This window comes from Bartonella sp. SL317 (assembly GCF_059687655.1).
This window is the reverse complement of record NZ_CM185144.1, coordinates 2,240,001-2,260,143: the sequence shown is the minus strand read 5'-3', so window position 1 is coordinate 2,260,143 and position 20,143 is coordinate 2,240,001. Positions and strand designations below refer to the sequence as shown.

Here is a 20,143-nt window from a genome sequence, read left to right as displayed (position 1 = left end):
AGGCAGATCTGGAAAGTCGGGAGAACCCGCGCCGAAGGTGTAAGCGAAAGGTTTTTTCGCGAGTCTCTCAGGTTTATGACAGAGGGGTGCAGAGACGGTCATATTGTGTGGGCGTTAGCGCAACTTTGGAGTTATTATGGGTTCACAACAAGAAACATCTTTTTTAAAAACACTTCCTTTATATGATTTGCATGAACAAGCAGGAGCAAAATTTGGTGCTTTTGCAGGGTGGAATATGCCTTTAACTTATCCACTTGGCGTTTTGAAAGAACATCTTCATACGCGTGAACATGCCGGTCTTTTTGATATTTCTCATATGAAATTGATTGCTGTTGAAGGGGCACAAGCCGTGGAATTTTTGTCCTATGCTTTTCCCATTGACGCAGCCGCTTTAAAGATTGGGCATTCACGGTATAATTACTTGCTCAATGAGCAGGCTGGTATTCTTGATGATCTGATCATTACCCGTTTGGAAGAGTGCCGTTTTATGTTGGTTGCTAATGCGGGGAATGCACAAGCTGATTTTGCAGAATTGGAAAAGCGTGCTGTTGATTTTGAATGTCAAGTAATCGCTCTTGAAAGGGTATTGCTTGCTCTTCAAGGACCTGAAGCGGCGGCTGTTCTTTCTGATGCGGATTTACCAGGCAATGAATTGTTCTTTATGCAGGGGTTTGAACCACAACAAGATTGGTTTATAACGCGTTCTGGGTATACGGGAGAGGACGGTTTTGAAATTGCGTTACCCATAGGGCATGCGCATATGTTGGCTGAAAAATTGCTAAGTGATTCTCGTGTTGAGTGGATTGGTCTTGCCGCACGCGATAGCTTGCGGTTGGAAGCAGGGTTGTGTTTGCATGGAAATGATATTACCCCTGAGACGACGCCTATTGATGCGGCTTTGACGTGGGCTGTTCCTAAAAGTGTTCGAGAAAAAGCACAATTTTATGGCGCGAAGGCTTTTCTTGAAGCGCTACAAAAAGGACCTTCTCGTTGTCGTGTAGGGCTAAAACCACAAACGCGTCAACCTATTCGTGCTGGTGCGGTGCTTTTCGATGATCAGGGCAATGAGATTGGTCTTGTAACATCAGGCGGTTTTGGTCCTTCTTTTGATGGTCCTGTTGCGATGGGGTATGTGCCTATGGCGTGTAAAGTTGAAGGTACAGAAGTCTTTACAGAATTGCGAGGCAAAAAGATTACCCTCTCAGTTCATTCTCTTCCCTTTGTTGAACAACGTTATTTTAAAGGATGATTTTTTTATGTCTAAAACTTATTTCACACAAGACCACGAATGGCTTAGCGTTGAAGGACAAATGGTGACCGTTGGGGTTACGCATTATGCGCAAGAGCAATTAGGCGATTTGGTTTTTGTTGATTTACCACAAAGTGGGACAAAACTATCCAAAGGGGAGGCCGCGGCTGTTGTGGAATCCGTTAAAGCTGCTTCAGATGTTTATTCTCCTCTTGATGGTGAAGTGGTCGAAATCAATGCAGCATTGGCTGATAGTCCTGAACTGGTAAACCAGAAAGCCGAAACAGAGGGCTGGTTATGGAAAATGACATTGCAGGATGAAACACAACTGGAAGGGCTGTTGGATGAAGATGCTTATAAGGCTCTGATTGGATGAATATCATGAGCGAGCGTTCTTTTTCTTCTCGACATATTGGGCTGCGTTCTGATGAAACACAAAAAATGCTTGATGTTTTAGAGATCGATAGTGTTGAAACACTGGTCTCTCAAGCTGTTCCCAGTTCTATCCATTTGGGACGTTCCTTAAACCTTCCAAAGGCTGCAAGTGAAGGACAAGCCTTGGAAGAACTCTCCAAAATGATGGAGCGTAATTGTGTGCACAAAAGCTTTATTGGGCAAGGATATTATGGCACTTATGTTCCTCCGGTTATTTTGCGAAATCTGTTTGAAAATCCAGCTTGGTATACCGCTTATACACCTTATCAAGCAGAAATTAGCCAAGGCCGTTTAGAGCTTTTATTTTATTTTCAGACATTGATTAGTGAGCTGACCGGTTTGCCTGTTGCTGCTGCTTCTCTTCTTGATGAAGCAACTGCTTTAGCGGAAGCCAATGCTCTTGCTTTCCGTTTCTCGCGGGAGAAAAAAACAAAAATTTCTCTTCAAAGTCTTTTGCATCCTCAGATTTTGAGTGTTGCGCAAACCCGTGCTGAAACACAAGGCATTCGGATAAGCGACGAGAAGGAAATTTGTTCTGATACAGCGGCAATTGTTCTCTCTTGGCCGGATACAAAGGGTTCTTTTCATGATTATAGTGAGGTCATAAAAGAAGCAAAGGAAAAAGGAGCGCTGGTGATTGTTGTGGCTGATCCTTTAGCGCTGACGCTTATGGAAGCACCGGCAAAATGGGGTGCTGATATTGTTGTTGGCTCTATGCAGCGTTATGGCGTTCCGATGGGATTTGGTGGTCCGCATGCTGGCTACCTTGCGGTAAGTGATGCGCTCACACGTCTTATTCCAGGGCGTATCGTGGGGCAATCTGTGGATACAGAAGGGCGCGTTGGTTTTCGTTTAGCTTTGCAAACACGTGAACAACATATTCGGCGTGATAAAGCGACATCGAATATTTGTACAGCTCAGGCTTTGTTGGCAAATATGGCAACCGCTTATGCTGTTTGGCATGGACCACAAGGCTTACAAGAAATTGCGCAGCGGATTCATTATTTAACATGTCGTTTTGTTGCTAGTTTAGAGGCCGTTGGTGTTTCTTGTGAAGGAGAGGCTTTTTTTGATTGTGTCAGCGTTGTTGTGAAGGGAAAAGCGCGAGAAATTGCACACCAAGCCAAGATGAATGGACGCCTTGTTCGTGTTTTTGATGATGACAGCATTGCAATTAATTTTGATGAATTGTCAACAGAAGAAGATGCTTCTGCTTTAGCAAAGCTTTTTGGGGCACAACTGGTTGATCAGGCTTCTCCACGGCTTTTTGGTCAAAGGCGGGATGCTGCTTTTCTTTCTCAGCCCTTTTTTCATGCGGTTCATTCAGAGACAGATATGATGCGCTTTTTGCGTCGTTTAGCGGATAAGGATTTGGCACTGGATCGGGCAATGATCCCCCTTGGTTCTTGTACAATGAAGCTTAATGCGGCGGCTGAATTGATGCCTGTAAGTTGGGCGAGCATGGCCAATATACACCCCTTTGTTTCACAAGAGGATGCGGCGGGTTATTTGGAGATGATCAATCAGTTAAATGCATGGTTGTGTGAAATTACAGGATTTGCGCAAGTTTCTTTTCAACCCAATTCTGGCGCTCAAGGTGAATATGCCGGACTTTTGGCTATCCGACGCTATTACCACTCACGGGGCGAACATCAACGAACAGTTTGTCTTATTCCGGCTTCTGCACATGGGACCAATCCAGCTTCAGCGCATATGGCAGGCATGGAAGTTGTGGTGGTAAAATGTTTAAGCGATGGCGATGTTGATGTGGATGATCTTAAAATGAAAGCGCAATTGCATAAGGATAAATTGGCCGCTCTCATGATTACTTATCCCTCAACCCATGGTGTTTATGAGGAAAGCATTAAGGAAATTTGTTCTATTATTCATGAAAATGGCGGACAAGTTTATTTTGATGGCGCTAATCTCAATGCCCTTGTGGGGCTTGCTCGTCCTGCTGATATGGGTGCTGATGTTTGTCATATGAATCTGCATAAAACATTTGCCATTCCGCATGGAGGCGGTGGTCCTGGTATGGGACCCATTGGGGTTGCAGCACATCTCAAGCCTTTTTTACCAGGGCATGAACAAGATGGTACAACCCATGCGGTTTCGGCAGCGCCTTATGGAAGTGCCTCTATTCTTGCTATTACGTGGATGTATATTCGAATGATGGGTGCTGATGGCTTAAAATATGCAACACAAATAGCTATTTTAAATGCTAATTATATTGCTGCACGTCTTTCTTCTGCTTATTCTATTCTTTATCGGGGCAAACATGGACGGGTTGCTCATGAATGTATTGTGGATACACGCCTGTTGAAAGATCAGTATGGGGTGAGTGTGGATGATATCGCAAAACGTCTCATTGATTATGGATTCCATGCACCGACTATGTCGTTTCCTGTTCCGGGGACTTTGATGATTGAGCCAACGGAATCAGAACCAAAGGCAGAGATTGATCGTTTTTGTGATGCATTACTCTCGATTGCTGAAGAAGCAAAAAAAGTTGGAAACGGGGTTTGGCCAAAAGACAATAATCCATTGGTCAATGCTCCTCATACCGTTGCAGATACTTTAGATGATGCTTGGGCAAGACCCTATTCGCGACAAGAAGCTGCTTTTCCTAATAGTTCCCTTGATCCAGCCAATAAATATTGGCCTCCTGTATCGCGTATTGATAATGTTGCGGGAGACAGAATGCTTATTTGTTCGTGTCCCCCATTGGGAAATAGCTATTAAAAAATATGTATGCAATTTATTTGTTTACATGAGCAAAAAAGCCCACACATTTTGTGTGGGCTTTATGCTTATTGGTCATGTTATTTTGAATATGTCACTGTGGCGTCATTTGTTTCTTTCCTAAAATTTCCCTTATTTTTAATATGAGCGAAATCGAAAAAGTCGAAAAAGCAGTTGAGCTTTGTTGGTGATCGGTAGAATCTCTTTTGTTTTTATCGTATAACTTGGGTTTCGTGATTAGGTGCATTGGTTATTTCTAGCTAGCCAATCCACATAAATGAGAGCAAAACCTATAGAGACAGAGTCCAGTTCGTTGCATGGATTGTGATATACTTCGTCTTACCAAGCAACCCTCGGCCGGTTGCAAAAAGAAGAAATCATTGCGAAAAGGTGAGCGTGCTTATTTTGGGATTTCTAATGTTTCTTATGATAAAGGTGTGCTTATGATAAAGGTGTGCGAAATTCTGTTATTGTATCTCGTTAACCTTTCATAGTTTCGATCCAAGAATTATCTCAATATTTCTCTTCAATCTGCTCTTTATGAAGATGTAAAATATGGATGAACAGCTGTTAGAATAAGTCAATGTAAAGCTAAATTTTGTAAGGGTTGTTTTTTTACAGAGCCTCTTATAAAAAGTTAGCACATTTTCCCAGTTTATTGCAGGTCAGTTTTGGGCTTTATGGCATTATTTTCCTGAAAGCGTGTGTGTTTTAACTGTTGTCTATCAATCAATATCCAATCTTCATAGAGATATATATTTGAGCCAAATATTGAGGCAAAAAAGAACGTTATGAGCATTCCAGTTTTTGTATATCTGTATGCCAGACGGGGGCACAAGGAAATGGCGGCAGATCTCTGTTGGCATAATCTTTAAAACTGAAAGGGGATCTCATTTTGGAAAAATATAAAAGCCGTATCGTAGAGTTGAAAATCAATCTCCAGTTTGTCATCTCCTTTTAATTCAGCTTTACGACTTTCAAAAACATCTAAAGTAATGTTTTTTAGAATGGAGATTGCTTATTGCCTTACGTTTTTGTTTATTGGGCTCTTTAGGGATCATGAACTTCATGTAAAACCGAACACCCCAAGCGGAATATAGGTATGTAGCAGTTTTACGGTTTTTATCTCTCAAGGTTCTCAAGCCCATTGCATGGTGAAGATCATGAATGGTATGATGGTAAAGCTCCCATAAAATAATATAAAATCTAGAAAACCCCATTTTTAGGCTTGTGAAGGTGTAAGCCGGCATCATTACACACTTTCCCATCACATATTTTTGCCGATGCCCTAATGGTATAAGCCCTTGGTATTGGAGGCTCTCATTAAGAGACATGCTGTTCTTGTACAGTTTTACTTATACGCAGTTCTGTTTATGATGTGTAAGCCAAGTGATTTTGATTGATTGAACATACACAGACTTTAAATCAGAGAAACTTACGGTACTCTGGGTACTCTTATTCAGTATGTAAAACAGTGAACTATCATTATAACTTAATGTGTTGTCTGATATGAAGAGAATGAATGTTTTAGCTTAATTGGGCTATTAATTTTAAAAACTTGGCAATAGATTTTTTTTCGTTAATTTGTAGGAGAAAGAGATTCAATTTTTGTGTTTTTAGTAAAATTCTCTTTCATAAGGCAGCCCATTAACTTGTCTATTTTGAGCTCTCTGTGACTTTCCAATATCTCATGATGCATTTATTTGATTGTTGTCAAATCTTTCGGAGAAACTCTCTGATTTTTTTAAAGATGATAATTTTTATCAGTTTCTTTATTTAGAGAGCCTTTAGGTGTAAATGTATTGATAGCGAGAACCAAGAGATGTTAAAATTTCATTGGGAAGGGTATTGGCATCTAGAGATACTTTTTCAAGTGTTTGATGGGCCCCGATGAGTTCTACCCAGTCACCCGTTTGAGGTTTTTGATCAAGGTCGGTTGTGTCGACAATAATGGAATCCATAGAAATACGCCCAACTATGGGAAGTTCGTGCCCATTGAAATAAACAGTTCCTTTATTCGAAAGAGAACGAAGCCAGCCGTCTGCATAGCCAATAGAAATGGTTGCAAGAGTGCTGGGTCTGTTGGTTGTAAAGCTTTCTCCATAACCAACAGGTGCCCCTGCATTAACAACGCGGTTTTGAATGACTTGGGCTTCAAGTTTTAAAACAGGTTTTAGAAGGGATGGGTGTTTTCCGGAAGGGTCAACTCCGTAAAGTGCAATACCGGGGCGAACAAGGTCAAAATAAAAATCTGAGCCTAAAAAAATTCCTCCAGAATTGGCAAAGGAAGCTCTACAAGGGGGCAGTTGCGCAAGGGCCGTTTTGAAAGAAGTTAATTGAGCATAATTTGATGGATGTGTATCATCTTCTCCATTAGCAAGGTGAGCGAGAATATATTTTATGTCTGCGTTTTTAAAAATTGTAGGATGTTTGATGAGTTTTTGTAATTCTTGTTGATCAAGTCCTAATCGATTCATATGGGTATCGATTTGAACAATTGCTGGAAATTTTTTATCCTTTTTTTGACAAATATTTTGCCAAACTTCAATGGCATTCCAGGAGTTCAAAACAGGAACAAGACCAGATTGTGCGACAAATTCTTCTGCCAAATGTGGAAGCCCATTGAGAAGCGCTATCATGGCATTTGATGGTAAAATGCTCTTTAATTGCAATGCTTCTTTGATGTGAGCGACAAAAAAAGTGCGACAACCAGCTTGATAGAGGGCGGGAGCAATTTTGTGAGCACCCAGCCCATAGGCATTTGCTTTTACAACGGCTGAACATTGTGTTGGTGCTACACGTTTGGCTAAAGCGATATAATTAGCGACAATAGCACTGACATCAATAGTTGCGATGGCTGCATAAAGGGATGTATTTATTTCATTATTAACGGATTTATTCATTTTAACATCTTAATCTTTGTTCGTGCGTACGGCTTGTTCTTTTATTATTTCATAGAGGTTCCGATAGAGGAAAAAATACTGTTTGTTATGATAAAAATCATAAGTCTCCCATACTTGAATCATGCATCATGAAAGTCGTTTTTTTATGTAAAATAGTCCTCTGAATATAAGAGATATTTTCGTTTTATTTGTGTTGTTATCAATCCAGTGTCGTTTGATAATTGATAAAACATGGACTTTATGTTTTTTACTTATTTTCTCTAGCGGAGGCATATTAAAAAAATAAAACATAACTTATTGTATTGTATCATTTTGAAGAGTGCAATGTTATGCTGTTGTTGCGGATGGAATTGTTTTTCTTAAAACAAGCATAGCTTGCTTATTTAAGAGCATATCGAGTGGTTAATTAAATATTCTAAATCAATGAATTACAATTTTTTATTATGGGGATATGCTATTGCTGATCTGTACAATTTTTGATGTTGTCTTATGCATTTAAAGTTACTTTTATCAAATGGAAAAGAATGGATACCCATTTGTTGATCCATTAAAAGCTGTTGATTTTGACAGTATTTCTTTTCAAGATGAATTGGGGATTCGATATTGATTTTCTACCGTTTGATTGGTTTTAAGTGAAATAAATTTTGTCGATCATTAAAGTGTATTAGGCTCATTTATTGATGGAAATAGTAGTGTAAAAAAGGTCAAAAATAACGGATGTAATGCTGGAATTTTGTTGGGAAATCGTGACATTATTATTCAATCAACAAAAGTTTTATCTTTACCTATTTTAAGTTTTTTAGTCATAACTTTTGTAAAGTAAAAAAGTTTTATAGCGTTGCGCTATACGCTATGCATGATCTGTTAAAGTGGAAATGCGTACAGTAAAACGAATGCAGTAATTGTTTAACATTTAATGTTTTTTTCTTTTTCTTTGAATATAATTTGTATTTTGTTTATTCGATTGATTTTGACATAAAAGTGTTCATCTTAAGAGTTTTGTTTTAAGAAAATTGTTGGCAGATGGCTATGCACGTACTATATCACGTCAAGGATTCGAAATTTAACGTTCAATAAAGATATGGGGAAGAGTATGAATACGTCTGCTACCAAAGTTTCGTCAAACAGCAGCAGCGTTGCTTCAGATTTTCCGATTCCAGAGAATGTATTTGCTCTGACTGTCCAAGAGGTTTATCATTACACGGATCGGTTATTTAAATTTCGACTGAATCGTCCGGAGAGTTTTCGTTTTCGGTCGGGTGAGTTTGTTATGATCGGTTTGCCAAATGCAAAAAAGCCGATTTACCGCGCTTATTCGATTGCAAGTCCCTTTTGGGATGAACAGCTTGAATTTTTTTCGATAAAAGTGCCAGGAGGACCCTTAACCGAGCATCTGCAGAAAATTAAAATTGGTGATACAGTTCTCATGCGGAAGAAACCTACGGGAACGCTAGTTCTTGATGCTCTTATTCCTGGAAAACGCCTTTATCTTCTTTCAACTGGTACGGGGGTTGCTCCTTTTGCAAGTCTTATTCGTGATCCTGATACTTATGAAAAATTTTCAGAAGTGGTTCTTATTCAAACAACGCGTGAAAAGAATGAGTTGACTTATGCAAAAGACCTCGTTTGCTCTTTACAAAAAGATCCACTGATTGGTGAATATGCAAAACAGTTGAAATTTTATCCCATGACCACCCGTGAACCTTCTGAGCATATGGGGCGTATTACAACTGTGATGGAAAGTGGGTGTTTTTTTGAAACGACGGGTCTGCCTAAAATTCATCCTGATGAAGATCGAGTGATGATTTGTGGTTCTATGGCAATGTTAAAAGATTGTGCAAGGATGTGTGAAGGCTTTGGTCTTGTCGAAGGGGCGAATAATGCTCCTGCAACTTATGTTGTAGAACGTGCCTTTGTGGGGTGAGGAAATTGGTGCTACTCCTTGCTTTTGTCGTGTACTTTTTTAAACAACAAACAATCTTCTTTCAACTGGTACGGCGATGTTCCTTTTGCAAGCCTTATTCGTGGTTCTGATATTTATGAAAAACTTTCAGAAGTGGTTCTTATTCAAACAACGCGTGAAAAGAATGCGTTGACTTATGCAAAAGACCTCGTTTGCTCTTTACAAAAAGATCCACTGATTGGTGAATATGCAAAATAATTGAAATTTTATCCCATGACCACCCGTGAACCTTCTGAGCATATGGGGCGTATTACAACTGTGATGGAAAGTGGGTGTTTTTTTGAAACGACGGGTCTGCCTAAAATTCATCCTGATGAAGATCGAGTGATGATTTGTGGTTCTATGGCAATGTTAAAAGATTGTGCAAGGATGTGTGAAGGCTTTGGTCTTGTCGAAGGGGCGAATAATGCTCCTGCACCTTCACGTTGTAGAACGTGCCTTTGTGGGGTGAGGAAATTGGTGCTACTCCTTGCTTTTGTCGTGTACTTTTTTAAACAACAAACAATCTTCTTTCAACTGGTACGGCGATGTTCCTTTTGCAAGCCTTATTCGTGGTTCTGATATTTATGAAAAATTTTCAGAAGTGGTCCTTATTCAAACAACGCGTGGAAAGAATGCGTTGACTTATGCAAAAGACCTCGTTTGCTCTTTACAAAAAGATTCATTGATTGGTGAATATGCGAAACAGTTGAAATTTTATCCCATGACCACCCGTGAACCTTCTGAGCATATGGGGCGTATTACAACTGTGATGGAGAATGGGTGTTTTTTGAAACGACGGGTCTGCCTAAAATTCATCCTGATGAAGATCGAGTGATGATTTGTGGTTCTATGGCAATGTTAAAAGATTGTGCAAGGATGTGTGAAGGTTTTGGTCTTATTTGAAGGGGGGCTGATAATGCTCCCGCACCTTCACGTTGTAGAGTGTGCCTTTGTGGGGTGAGAGCAAAGTTGTGATGCAGTGTACGCTAGTGCACTAATTGAATCCCAATCCTTTGTTGAAGTGAGCTGCTGGGGCGCTATCCAAGAACCACCAACGCAGAAGACGTTAGGAAGTTTGAGCCATTGTGTTGCACTTTTTTGTGTTATACCACCCGTAGGACAAAAAAAGACTTCAGAAAAAGGAGAGGCTAACGCTTGGATAAAGGTAATTCCTCCAGCGGCTTTGGCAGGAAAAAATTTAAGATATGAATAGCCTTTATCGAGTGCTTGCATGAGTTCACTTGGGGTCATTGCACCAGGAAGAAGAGGAATTTCACTATTTTTTGCACAATTGATTAATTCATTTGAGAATCCGGGGCTTACGATAAATTTTGCTCCAGCTTGTTCGGCTTGTTCGTAGTGTGTTGTGTTGAGAACTGTTCCGGCTCCAACAATTGCTTCAGGGACTTCTTGTGTAATTTTCTTAATTGCTTTGAGAGCATTTGGTGTTCGCAAGGTGATCTCAATTACTTTTAATCCCCCTTTGACAAGAGCGCATGCTAAGGGGACAGCATTTTCTAGATCATCAATGAGCAAAACAGGTATAACGGTTTGTCCCTGGAAATATAATAAAAGTTTTTCTCTTTTTTGGCACATGATATTCTTTCTTCGAGATGATATTGTAAACACAATATGTTAAAGAGTAAATGAATCGATCTTGAAATTGGATGAAACCCGCGCTATGGCAAAACACATGGAAAAGAATTTTAAAGTTGCTGCACTTTATTGCTTCACAGAGTTGAAGCATTATCGTCAATTACAAAAACCTTTGCAGGATTTATGTCACGCAAAGGGTATCAAAGGGACTCTCCTTTTAGCACACGAGGGAATTAATGGAACTGTTGCTGGTTCTTGTGAAGCCATCGAAGCGTTGATTGATTTTATTACGGCTGAGCCAGCGTTTCAAACGCCAGAGATTAAATATTCATGGGCATCGAAAATGCCTTTTCATCGCATGAAAGTGCGCTTGAAAAAGGAAATTGTGACCATGGGGGTTGAAGGGGTTGATCCACTAAAAGTTGTGGGTACTTATGTGGACCCTGAAGATTGGAATGCTCTTATTCAAGATGAAGAAACAATTCTCATTGATACGCGTAATGATTATGAATACGCAATTGGGAGTTTTCAAGGAGCCATTGATCCCAATATTAAAACATTTCGCGAATTTCCTGAATGGGTGCGTCAACATGAGGCAGATTTAAAGAAGAAAAAGAAAATTGCTATGTTTTGTACCGGTGGTATTCGGTGTGAAAAATCAACCGCTTATGTTCGTGAACTTGGGTATGAAGAAGTGTATCATTTAAAGGGGGGGATTCTAAAATATTTAGAAAAAATTCCAAAAGAGGAAAGTTTATGGTGGGGAGAATGCTTTGTTTTTGATGAGCGTGTTTCTGTTCAACATGGCCTTGAGGAATGTGGACGTGAACTCTGTCGCGCGTGTCGTTCGCCTCTGAATACTGAAAGCAAATTATCGCCTCATTACGAGGAAGGTGTTTCTTGTGATGCTTGTTATAACACGCGTAGTGAAGCTGATAGAGAACGGTTTCGTGAGCGCCATAGACAATTCCAATTGTTGAAGTTGCGTGCAATGGATGCCCATCAAGGGACATAAGGATATCGTTGGGTAGGGATTTAAATTTTGCTTTTTTCTCTTATATTTAAGGGAGAAGAGCTTTTTAATTTTCGTAGAAAAATATTTTATAAGACTGGATATTGTTCGGTCTTTTGCTTTACATTAATTTATAAATAATCATTAGAGATCGTTTTCTTCCTGTTATTTGATAGAATTGAGTATTCAAGTACTTTTTATTTTAAAATGGAGCAGCTGTTTAATAACAGTTTAGCACATTGATTTATAATAATTTACTGTTTACATCTTGAATAAAAGATTTGAATATCGTGAAAATTATTTTTTAAAATTTGATAATGACGAATCATGTGAATTCCATTCATTTGTACGTTATACGTGAGAGCAATGTGTGGGCAAAAAACATGATAATATGAAACAAATGCAAAATTTTCTGCAATATTGAGCGTTGGTAGATAGAATGGGGCATTCGTTTAACTTTCATAAGTATAAAAGTGATACGCAGTTGAGTTATACTCTAACAGCGCTATTGTACGGGGAGTTTTGCATGATAGCTTGTTTGGGCTATGGCTCGTGAATGGTATAATGGTCAATCCATTGAGTACCACCATCTTTTATGCTTATGAAGGAGCAAGCCGGTAGTGTCATACATTTTGCATTTTGCCAGTTTCGGAACGTTACGGACCATCCCTTAGCACGGTTCATAAGAGATATTTTCGTCCTTTCTTTAATATTTTTTACACGCGCGTTAGTCCTTCTTGTGATGGGAAAGCCGAATAATTTTAATTGTTTTATTGTAAGAAAATGGAAATGAAAGCCTTTTACGGTGGGATTCTTGAGCTAAGGTCAAAATAATAAAGTATCGATTATAAATGAATGGGTTGCGTACAATATTTTACGTTGTTTTCTATAGATGATATTGGAAAATAGAATAAGGAAGCTAAACAAGAGGCGCTTTTAAAGCAGGATTGTGATTTAAGGAGTATGGATGGTGGAGGGGCGTAATCCCATGAAAGCGGAGGGATGACTTTTTAGTGAAGGAGAGTGTTGTTTTTTCGCATCATATTTTCTTTAAAAATTAAAAAATATTTAAAATTAAAAAAATGATTGAAATGAGAAAGAATTCGTTTTATAGAATCCCTTGCCCAAAGTCGCACGTGCCTGTGGGTGTCCGCTGGTTCTCAAATGGTGAGATCAACCGGTACGGTACCTGGAACTAACCGCTCCAGTCATTCTTACAGCCAATTGCAAGAATGAGGACATCTTGAAGCAACGACGGTGCGGGCCTTTCTGGTGTCTTCCAGCTTTTAAATGCTGGGATAACTATAGAGGCACACCTCATTGCCTTCAGTGCGGAAGTGGTTTTCTCAACTCCAATCAAAAAGGCAGATAAAATGGAATAACGCGTTTTTCGCGCTGTTCTTTCGCTGCATACAATGCTAATTTCTGGTTGTTTATAATCAGAATGGGGATGGTTGTTGTGTGTTTTTTGTCTTTTGGCTTTTGGCAGTTTTGGCTGTCTTAAGCATTAGAGTGAGGGAGCATTCCCTCAAGGAGAATTGCAGATGGCAACGCAACGTATTCGCGATTTTCTTGCAACACATCGTTGTGAAGGTCCATGCCTCATTGTTGACCTTGATGTTGTTCGTGACAACTATTTAAATTTTGAAAAAGCTCTGCCGCAGTCTCGTATTTTTTACGCAATAAAGGCAAATCCAGCGCCTGAAATCTTGCGTTTGCTCAGCTCTTTAGGGTCTTCTTTTGATGCTGCTTCTGTGGCAGAAATTGAAATGGCTTTAGATGCTGGGGCAACACCAGAGCGGATTTCTTTTGGGAATACGATTAAAAAAGAGCGTGATATTGCGCGAGCCTATGCCTTGGGTGTTGCACTTTATGCGGTTGATTGTATTGAAGAAGTAGAAAAAATTGCACGTGTTGCTCCAGGAGCGTGTGTTTTTTGTCGCGTTCTTACCGATGGAAAAGGGGCAGAGTGGCCATTGTCACGCAAATTCGGCTGTGTCCCTGCTATGGCGGTTGATGTGTTAAAACGCGCACACCAATTAGGTTTGCAAGCCTATGGCGTTTCTTTTCATGTTGGGTCTCAGCAGGTTGATCTGAGTGCGTGGGATCGTGCTTTATCGGATGCTGCTCATGTTTTTAAAAATTTGGAACAAGAAGGTATTTCATTAAAGTTGGTGAATATGGGGGGTGGTTTTCCAACGCGTTATTTGAAAGATGTTCCTACAGAACAAGCTTATGGCACGGCAGTTTTTGATTCATTAAAAAAACATTTTGGTAATCGTATCCCTGAGACGATTATTGAGCCAGGACGTGCGATGGTTGGCAATGCTGGGGTTATTCGCACAGAAGTTGTTTTGATCTCTAAGAAAGCTGACAATGATAATGTCCGATGGGTTTATCTGGATATTGGGAAATTTAATGGTCTTGCCGAAACTATGGATGAAGCCATTCGTTATCCTATTGAAACCTCTCATGATGACAAAGTGATGGAGCCTTGTATTTTGGCTGGACCAACATGCGATTCGGCAGATGTTCTCTATGAAAAAACACCTTATCCACTGCCTCTATCTCTAACGATAGGAGATGAGATATTGATCCATGGAACGGGCGCTTACACAACGACTTACGCATCTGTTGCCTTTAATGGCTTTGAACCTTTACGATCGTATGTGATCTAAAATTTCCTTTTCAATATGTTTTTTAGATTTTTTTCTATGCCCATTGTTGCACTATAAAAGGGTGGTTATTGAGATGAACATGATTAATTTTCAAACAAAAGATGGGGAACTTTTTACACTTTTATTAGAGCAGGAAGCAGATAAGCTTGATCGGGAAATTTTGCTTGAGGCAACGATGGGGCATGGACGTAAACGTAAGTCATCAGAGGCTTTACGTCGTGGTCGGTTAGCGGCTCAAGGGCTTTCTTTTGTGGTTAAAAATGCGCTTGGTGAACTTGTGGGGAGTGTCCGTCTTTGGCATGTTTCTTTTTTTAAAGAAAAAAATAAAATACAACATGCTTTACTTTTGGGCCCTTTAGCTGTTGCAGCTGAATGTACTGGTAAGGGCATAGGATCAATTTTAGTGCGTCATGCAATTGAAACAGCAAAGAAATTGGGGTATGGCGCTATTTTATTGGTAGGAGATTTTGAATTTTATCAACGTTTTGGTTTTTCAAATCGCTTAACAGAAAATTTGGCAATGCCTGGTCCTTATGAAAAACATCGTTTTCAAGCTTTGGAATTGATACCACGCTATCTTTCCGGATGTTATGGCACTTTGGTTGCTTGTGGAGAACGAGAAGTTTCGAATCGTTTTCAGCAGCATAAAGTGGCTTGAAAATTGTATTTATTTCATTGTTAACACAACACTGTTAGCGTTGAGAGAGAGCCTATTGCTTGGTCGCAAGATGTTTGTACAAAGCTTTGGGGTGTTGTTTTGTGATTACGTTGTGCGAACTTTTTTATGGGACTGGTTTCTTATTTTTGATCGTTTCGGTTAAGTTCATTGCAATATATTTAAAGCTTATTTTTTGAAAGTGTGTCCTATGATCATAATATGGAAAGAAACCGACTTCTTGAATGATTTGGGATGCTTTAGCTGGTATCATTAAAAAATTCCAGCCCTTCATATCATTGGTTGATCTTATATTGAGATGTTTTTTATTCTTTTCTTAAACAGTTTTCATCTCTTTATTTGTGAGGGGATAGGGAAATGGTTTCGATTGATTCATCGTACATAGCTTCCAAATAGAAAGGTATTCACGATATTCGGATTGCTCATTATAATATGTAAAATGATAAACCATATTTATAAATCAATGTATGATTACAAATGAGAGCCTCTCATTTATACTTCGTGAATTTTTCATATCAGTGCTTATCTAAGGATATTGGAAGAATTTCTAAAGTATTTTTGGGGGAACTCAATATAGGCGAATGTGCGTCTTTGAGAAGTTAAACAAGTGTGTAGACGTTTATATTGAAGATAGATTGCTGTCATTAACAATTGTGGATTCATTACTGTATAATGAGGGCATAGAAAGAAATCATTCATTGATAAACTTTTATTTAAAAAGAAAGATATTTTGAGAAATCTATGCGTTTTGAGTGTGTGTTGAATAATCGGAGAGAACAATGTGCGACGGTAGAATCAAAATTGCAGGGATGGGATTCTTTAGAAGAGCATAAAAAAATAATATCACAGGTTTGAAAGATTCTTAAAAAACAAACTCTTACTTCTTTTACTCTATAAAGATAATCGTTTTTAAAGACAATGTTTTTTAATTGATATGAGTATGTCGGATATAGGATGATTCTCTTATGTTAAATTTTTACATTCAGAAGCAAAAAATATTATCTTGAACATTATAAGGGAAAGGGGGGATGTGAATAAAAATAAATCTTTTATTCCTTCCCTCAAAAGGGGAAGAGGAAAAGAAAAAGGTATTTTATTCTCTTAAAGTATAAAGAATCTTATAGAATCATTTTCATACAGGGTATCACGTAAAATAGGGATGGCAGAAAGATGAGAGATCTCATAACAGGCAGCAATATTCTTTATCATGTTTTTTACGACCCATAGTGAGAAATCAAAAATCTCATCAAAAGAAATTCTTTTTTATGATAACTTATTGATTAATAAGAAAAATTCATGCTTTTTGTATTTTTTACCTATTGAATTGGCTTCCCTGAATCTCGAAAGTTTCTCTCATTCCAAATCTGTTCCAAGATTAAATCAATCAAAGCTATGTCTTTTACACGTTACAGATAAGGAGAGTTGTATGAAGAAAAACTTTATAAGAAAGGCGTGTTTCTTATGAATCCTTTTAAATATCAAGGAAGTCGCAACATTGGGGTAGGCAAAGCTAATGATTTTTGATTCTATAACGGTAAAGATGGGAGCACAATGGTGTGGAGCACTTTGATATGAGCTTTTTGTTTATTATTCTCTAAAACAATTTTTTATGTGAAAAGTTACCCCTTAACGCATAAAGCGTTCTCATGGAAAAGAATGTTTATCAGAAGAATCATTTAGAAGTGCATGTATTTATTGAGAGGAGATAAAGTACAAAGGTATCGAGAAAAGTAATTGAAAAATATTCCTCAATTTAGGTTATTTAGTGACTGGGAGGAGAATCATCTGTGAGGGGCGGTATTTTTTTGAGAAAAATGGTCATAAATCCTAAAATAGCGAAGATGATAGTGATGATAAAGAAAATGTCACTAAAAGCCATAATCGTTGCTTGTACATGGACCATACCAGATAGTTGAGAAAGAGCAAGCGTATAGGAATCAAAGGTTTCTGTTTTTAAGAATAAAGTAAGCTTTGAAAGCATTTCAGTTGCTTGTCTGTTTGCATGGTTGAGCGTTTCAGCTATTCGTTCGTAATGGAAGTCTGTACGTTTTGTCATGAGAGTGCTAATAATGGCAAGCCCTACAGCCCCCCCCAGATTCCGTGTGAGATTAAAAAGTCCAGAAGCATTTTGCATTCGTTCTGGTGGGAGTGTGCCTAAGGCAATGTTATTAACAGGAACCATACATAACATTACAGAAAAACCACGGAAAACTTGTGGCCAAAAGAGTTGCCAAAAATCCCAGTTGTCTGTAATAGAACTCGCCATCCAAGTGCCTATTGCAAAGCCCAAAAGTCCTATCGCCATCATTAAACGTGCATCGATTCGTGCGGAAAGATATCCAGCAAGAGGGGCAGTGAATAACATGACCAATCCTGAAAGAAACAATGTTTCTCCAATCATGAGGGAATCATAATGGCGGATTTGGCTCAAATAGACAGGATAAAGATATGTGAGTCCATAAAGACCTATTCCCAAGGAAAAGGAAAAAATGGATGCAGCAGAAAAATTAAAATTAGAAAAAGCTGTAAGATCAACAATAGGCTCTTTTGCCGTAAAAGCGCGCCAGAAGAAGAGGGCAGCAGACAAGATCATGATAATGAATAAGTCCCGAATCAACTGATCACTGAGCCAATTATGACGTGCACCCTCTTCTAGTACATATTCTAAAGTTCCTAGAAAAACAGCCATAGAAATGAGCCCTAACCAGTCAAATTTAGCCATGAGAGATGGATCTGCTTTATCAAAATTAATCAATTTCCATGCGAGAATTGAAATAATAATGCCAAAAGGCACATTAACGAGAAAAAGCCAGTGCCATGATAAGAGATGGCACAGATATCCTCCAACCGTTGGGCCAATAGTAGGGGCGAGTGTTGCAACGAGTCCAACAATAGGAACGACCACTGGACGTTTGGAAGGAGGAAAAAGAACATAAGATGCGACAAAAACGCTTGGGATAATTCCTCCACCAATAAAACCTTGCAATGCACGGTATATAATCATCTCGTTAATGGATGTTGCTGTTGCACAAAGAATAGAGGTAATCGTAAATCCAACTGCTGAGATCGTAAAGAAAACGCGTGTTGAAAGCAATCTTCCTAAAAATCCAGAAAGGGGTAACATGATGACTTCAGCGATGAGATAGGAGGTCTGAACCCACGAAATTTCTTCAGAGCTTGCAGCAAGACCAGCTTGAACTTCAGCTAAAGAGGAGGCAACGATTTGGATATCCAAAATAGCCATGAACATACCAAAGGCCATAACTATGAAAAGCACAATGTTACGGATTTCTATACTCTCTTGAGACTGTATGGTCTTTGGTATGGAAGATGTCATAATAATAAGGTCATTTTTTTGTTACTATAAGAAACTTTTATCTTGTGGTTTTACGTGTATCAACTTCTACTGAAACACTCATTCCCGCTCGGATATGACCGGTCTTTAAGGCTTCTTCTGGAATAGAAATCCGCACGGGAATGCGTTGGACAATCTTTGTAAAGTTACCGGTAGCATTTTGTGGAGGAAGAAGAGAAAAAACAGCCCCTGTTGCGGGCGAAATAGAAAGCACTTTTCCAGTAAAGACCTCTTTTTTGAGAGCATCTACAGTAATATAAGCTGTTTGTCCAGTTTTGATGTCTTGCAACTGTGTCTCTTTATAATTTGCTTCAACATAAAGCGCGTGTATAGGAACCAATGCTGCAAGGCGTTGGCCATTTACAACAAAATCTCCTGTTTTTGCCGTTACATTTCCAATGATTCCATCAAATGGTGCCCGTATAATGGTTGAATCAAGATCACGTTGTGCTTTTTCACGTGAAAGTTCTAAACTCTTTGTTTGGCTTTCTGTTTCACTCCGTTGTGCTTCCAGCACTTGGATATTGGCATGTGCTGCAGCTATTTGTGCCTCCGCACGGTTTACATTCGCAACGGCTTGTTCATAAGCTGATTTGGCATCATCAACATTCGACTGAGGGGCATAATGATTGGTTTTCAGTTCTATTACGCGCTTTAAGGTGAGTTGTGCATTGGTTGCTATGGCTGAAGCGGCTGCTTTTTGCGCTTTTGCATCATCTAAAGCACTCTGTGCTGCTGTGATTTGTGCATCAATACGGAGAAGTGTTTTTTTCTGTGTGCTAATATGCGCTTCTGTTTGATCCAAGGCTATTTGATAATCACCATTGTCTAAGTAAAATAAGATATCGTCTTTTTTTACAACTTGGTTGGCTTTAATCGCAATTTTTTCTATATATCCATTTAATTTAGTTGCGATAGCCGCTATATCTCCTTGCACATAGGCATCTTCAGTAGAGAGTATATAACGCCAATGTGTTATCCACTTATAACTAAACCAAAGCATAAAAATTGCAAGAACGATAAAAAGAGCCTTAATTGCTTTCTTTTGTTTTGTTTTATTGAAATTTTTAGTTGAAAAAATTGTCTCAGTCATGGACATGATTTATACTTTCAATATTTATATTCTAATGAGTATCATAAGCCCATCATTCTGGTAGGGTGACATATATGTAAGGACGATAAGAGCTTTTTAAATAACAAAGTAGTTTTTAAAACATAATGCTAAATATATGGACTTGCAAGTTAGAGATTTTATTTTGTTGCGCATTTTTTGCAAAGGCCCCGTACTTCTAGGGTGCTTTTGTGTGCTTGGAAGTCAACAGCTTGGACCATTTGTTTTAAACTTGATACAATCGTTTGATTTTGTATTTCGTTGACTTTGCCACAGTTTTCACAAATGATGAAAGTAGTAAGTTCGTGTTGACACTTTTCAGGATGTAAACAAACCATAAAGGCATTAGCACTTTCAAGACGATGAATACATTTTAGTTGTATAAGTTTTTCTAACGCACGATAAACTTGGAGAGGTGCACGAAAACCTTCTTCACGTAAA

General features: G+C 38.8%; 11 protein-coding genes, 3 pseudogenes and 1 riboswitch (1 of these 15 running past the window's edge). Of the genes and pseudogenes, 9 read left to right on the top strand and 5 right to left on the bottom strand.

Annotated features, from left to right (window positions below; all coding sequences use genetic code 11):
• A riboswitch (glycine riboswitch) is annotated at window positions 1–92 on the top strand.
• A gap of 44 nt (window positions 93–136) precedes the next feature.
• The 3 genes from gcvT to gcvP are packed head-to-tail and all read left to right on the top strand — an operon-like array spanning window position 137 to window position 4,426.
• Complete coding sequence (gene gcvT, locus AC6ER9_RS09365) at window positions 137–1,249, top strand: glycine cleavage system aminomethyltransferase GcvT (RefSeq protein ID WP_497074428.1); 1,113 nt, start codon at window positions 137–139, stop codon at window positions 1,247–1,249.
• Between the two features lie 7 nt (window positions 1,250–1,256).
• On the top strand, window positions 1,257–1,625 hold the full coding sequence (gene gcvH / locus AC6ER9_RS09360) for a glycine cleavage system protein GcvH (protein ID WP_497074427.1): 369 nt from the start codon (window positions 1,257–1,259) through the stop codon (window positions 1,623–1,625).
• A gap of 5 nt (window positions 1,626–1,630) precedes the next feature.
• A complete protein-coding gene (gene gcvP / locus AC6ER9_RS09355; protein WP_497074426.1) occupies window positions 1,631–4,426 on the top strand; it encodes an aminomethyl-transferring glycine dehydrogenase in 2,796 nt (931 codons plus the stop codon).
• A 1,787-nt stretch (window positions 4,427–6,213) separates the two neighbouring features.
• Here the strand turns inward: gcvP and alr are convergent.
• On the bottom strand, window positions 6,214–7,329 hold the full coding sequence (gene alr, locus AC6ER9_RS09350) for an alanine racemase (protein ID WP_497074425.1): 1,116 nt from the start codon (window positions 7,327–7,329) through the stop codon (window positions 6,214–6,216).
• Window positions 7,330–8,422: 1,093 nt separating this feature from the next.
• Here alr and AC6ER9_RS09345 point away from each other — a divergent pair.
• From AC6ER9_RS09345 to AC6ER9_RS09335, 3 genes and pseudogenes are all read left to right on the top strand, one after another.
• Entirely contained in the window at window positions 8,423–9,253 is an 831-nt protein-coding gene (locus AC6ER9_RS09345) for a ferredoxin--NADP reductase (protein WP_497074424.1), read from the top strand.
• Between the two features lie 55 nt (window positions 9,254–9,308).
• Window positions 9,309–9,743, top strand: a pseudogene (locus AC6ER9_RS09340) (ferredoxin reductase domain-containing protein); the annotation flags it as partial.
• A gap of 55 nt (window positions 9,744–9,798) precedes the next feature.
• Window positions 9,799–10,177, top strand: a pseudogene (locus AC6ER9_RS09335) (ferredoxin reductase domain-containing protein); the annotation flags it as partial.
• 27 nt (window positions 10,178–10,204) lie between these two features.
• On the opposite strand, the gene eda reads toward AC6ER9_RS09335, so the two are convergent.
• Window positions 10,205–10,870 (bottom strand): bifunctional 4-hydroxy-2-oxoglutarate aldolase/2-dehydro-3-deoxy-phosphogluconate aldolase, encoded by a 666-nt coding sequence (eda, locus tag AC6ER9_RS09330; protein ID WP_497074423.1) that lies wholly within the window; start codon window positions 10,868–10,870, stop codon window positions 10,205–10,207.
• Window positions 10,871–10,967: 97 nt separating this feature from the next.
• On the opposite strand from eda, the gene trhO reads away from it, so the two are divergent.
• From trhO to AC6ER9_RS09315, 3 genes are all read left to right on the top strand, one after another.
• Entirely contained in the window at window positions 10,968–11,885 is a 918-nt protein-coding gene (trhO, locus tag AC6ER9_RS09325) for an oxygen-dependent tRNA uridine(34) hydroxylase TrhO (protein WP_497075353.1), read from the top strand.
• 1,541 nt (window positions 11,886–13,426) lie between these two features.
• A complete protein-coding gene (locus AC6ER9_RS09320) occupies window positions 13,427–14,560 on the top strand; it encodes a type III PLP-dependent enzyme (protein WP_497074422.1) in 1,134 nt (377 codons plus the stop codon).
• A 73-nt stretch (window positions 14,561–14,633) separates the two neighbouring features.
• Window positions 14,634–15,218, top strand: coding sequence for a GNAT family N-acetyltransferase (locus AC6ER9_RS09315; RefSeq protein WP_497074421.1), 585 nt, complete (start codon window positions 14,634–14,636; stop codon window positions 15,216–15,218).
• A gap of 1,780 nt (window positions 15,219–16,998) precedes the next feature.
• Here AC6ER9_RS09315 and AC6ER9_RS09310 read toward each other — a convergent pair.
• From AC6ER9_RS09310 to AC6ER9_RS09300, 3 genes and pseudogenes are all read right to left on the bottom strand, one after another.
• On the bottom strand, window positions 16,999–18,573 hold the full coding sequence (locus tag AC6ER9_RS09310) for a DHA2 family efflux MFS transporter permease subunit (RefSeq protein ID WP_497074420.1): 1,575 nt from the start codon (window positions 18,571–18,573) through the stop codon (window positions 16,999–17,001).
• Window positions 18,574–18,597: 24 nt separating this feature from the next.
• Window positions 18,598–19,690 (bottom strand): annotated as a pseudogene (locus AC6ER9_RS09305) (HlyD family secretion protein).
• A gap of 152 nt (window positions 19,691–19,842) precedes the next feature.
• Window positions 19,843–20,143 carry the 3' portion of a Fur family transcriptional regulator gene (locus AC6ER9_RS09300; protein WP_497074419.1) on the bottom strand. It continues 92 nt past the right edge of the window, so only the last 301 of its 393 coding nucleotides appear in the window; the start codon falls outside the window, past its right edge — the gene reads right to left on this strand; its stop codon occupies window positions 19,843–19,845.

Bases quoted from the DNA above. Each gene is read 5' to 3' on its own strand.
- AC6ER9_RS09320 (WP_497074422.1), top strand. From the start codon at position 13,427: ATGGCAACGCAACGTATTCGCGATTTTCTTGCAACACATCGTTGTGAA.
- gcvP (WP_497074426.1), top strand. From the start codon at position 1,631: ATGAGCGAGCGTTCTTTTTCTTCTCGACATATTGGGCTGCGTTCTGAT.
- eda (WP_497074423.1), bottom strand. From the start codon at position 10,870: ATGTGCCAAAAAAGAGAAAAACTTTTATTATATTTCCAGGGACAAACC.
- alr (WP_497074425.1), bottom strand. From the start codon at position 7,329: ATGAATAAATCCGTTAATAATGAAATAAATACATCCCTTTATGCAGCC.
- AC6ER9_RS09315 (WP_497074421.1), top strand. From the start codon at position 14,634: ATGAACATGATTAATTTTCAAACAAAAGATGGGGAACTTTTTACACTT.
- AC6ER9_RS09310 (WP_497074420.1), bottom strand. From the start codon at position 18,573: ATGACATCTTCCATACCAAAGACCATACAGTCTCAAGAGAGTATAGAA.
- gcvH (WP_497074427.1), top strand. From the start codon at position 1,257: ATGTCTAAAACTTATTTCACACAAGACCACGAATGGCTTAGCGTTGAA.
- gcvT (WP_497074428.1), top strand. From the start codon at position 137: ATGGGTTCACAACAAGAAACATCTTTTTTAAAAACACTTCCTTTATAT.
- AC6ER9_RS09345 (WP_497074424.1), top strand. From the start codon at position 8,423: ATGAATACGTCTGCTACCAAAGTTTCGTCAAACAGCAGCAGCGTTGCT.
- trhO (WP_497075353.1), top strand. From the start codon at position 10,968: ATGGAAAAGAATTTTAAAGTTGCTGCACTTTATTGCTTCACAGAGTTG.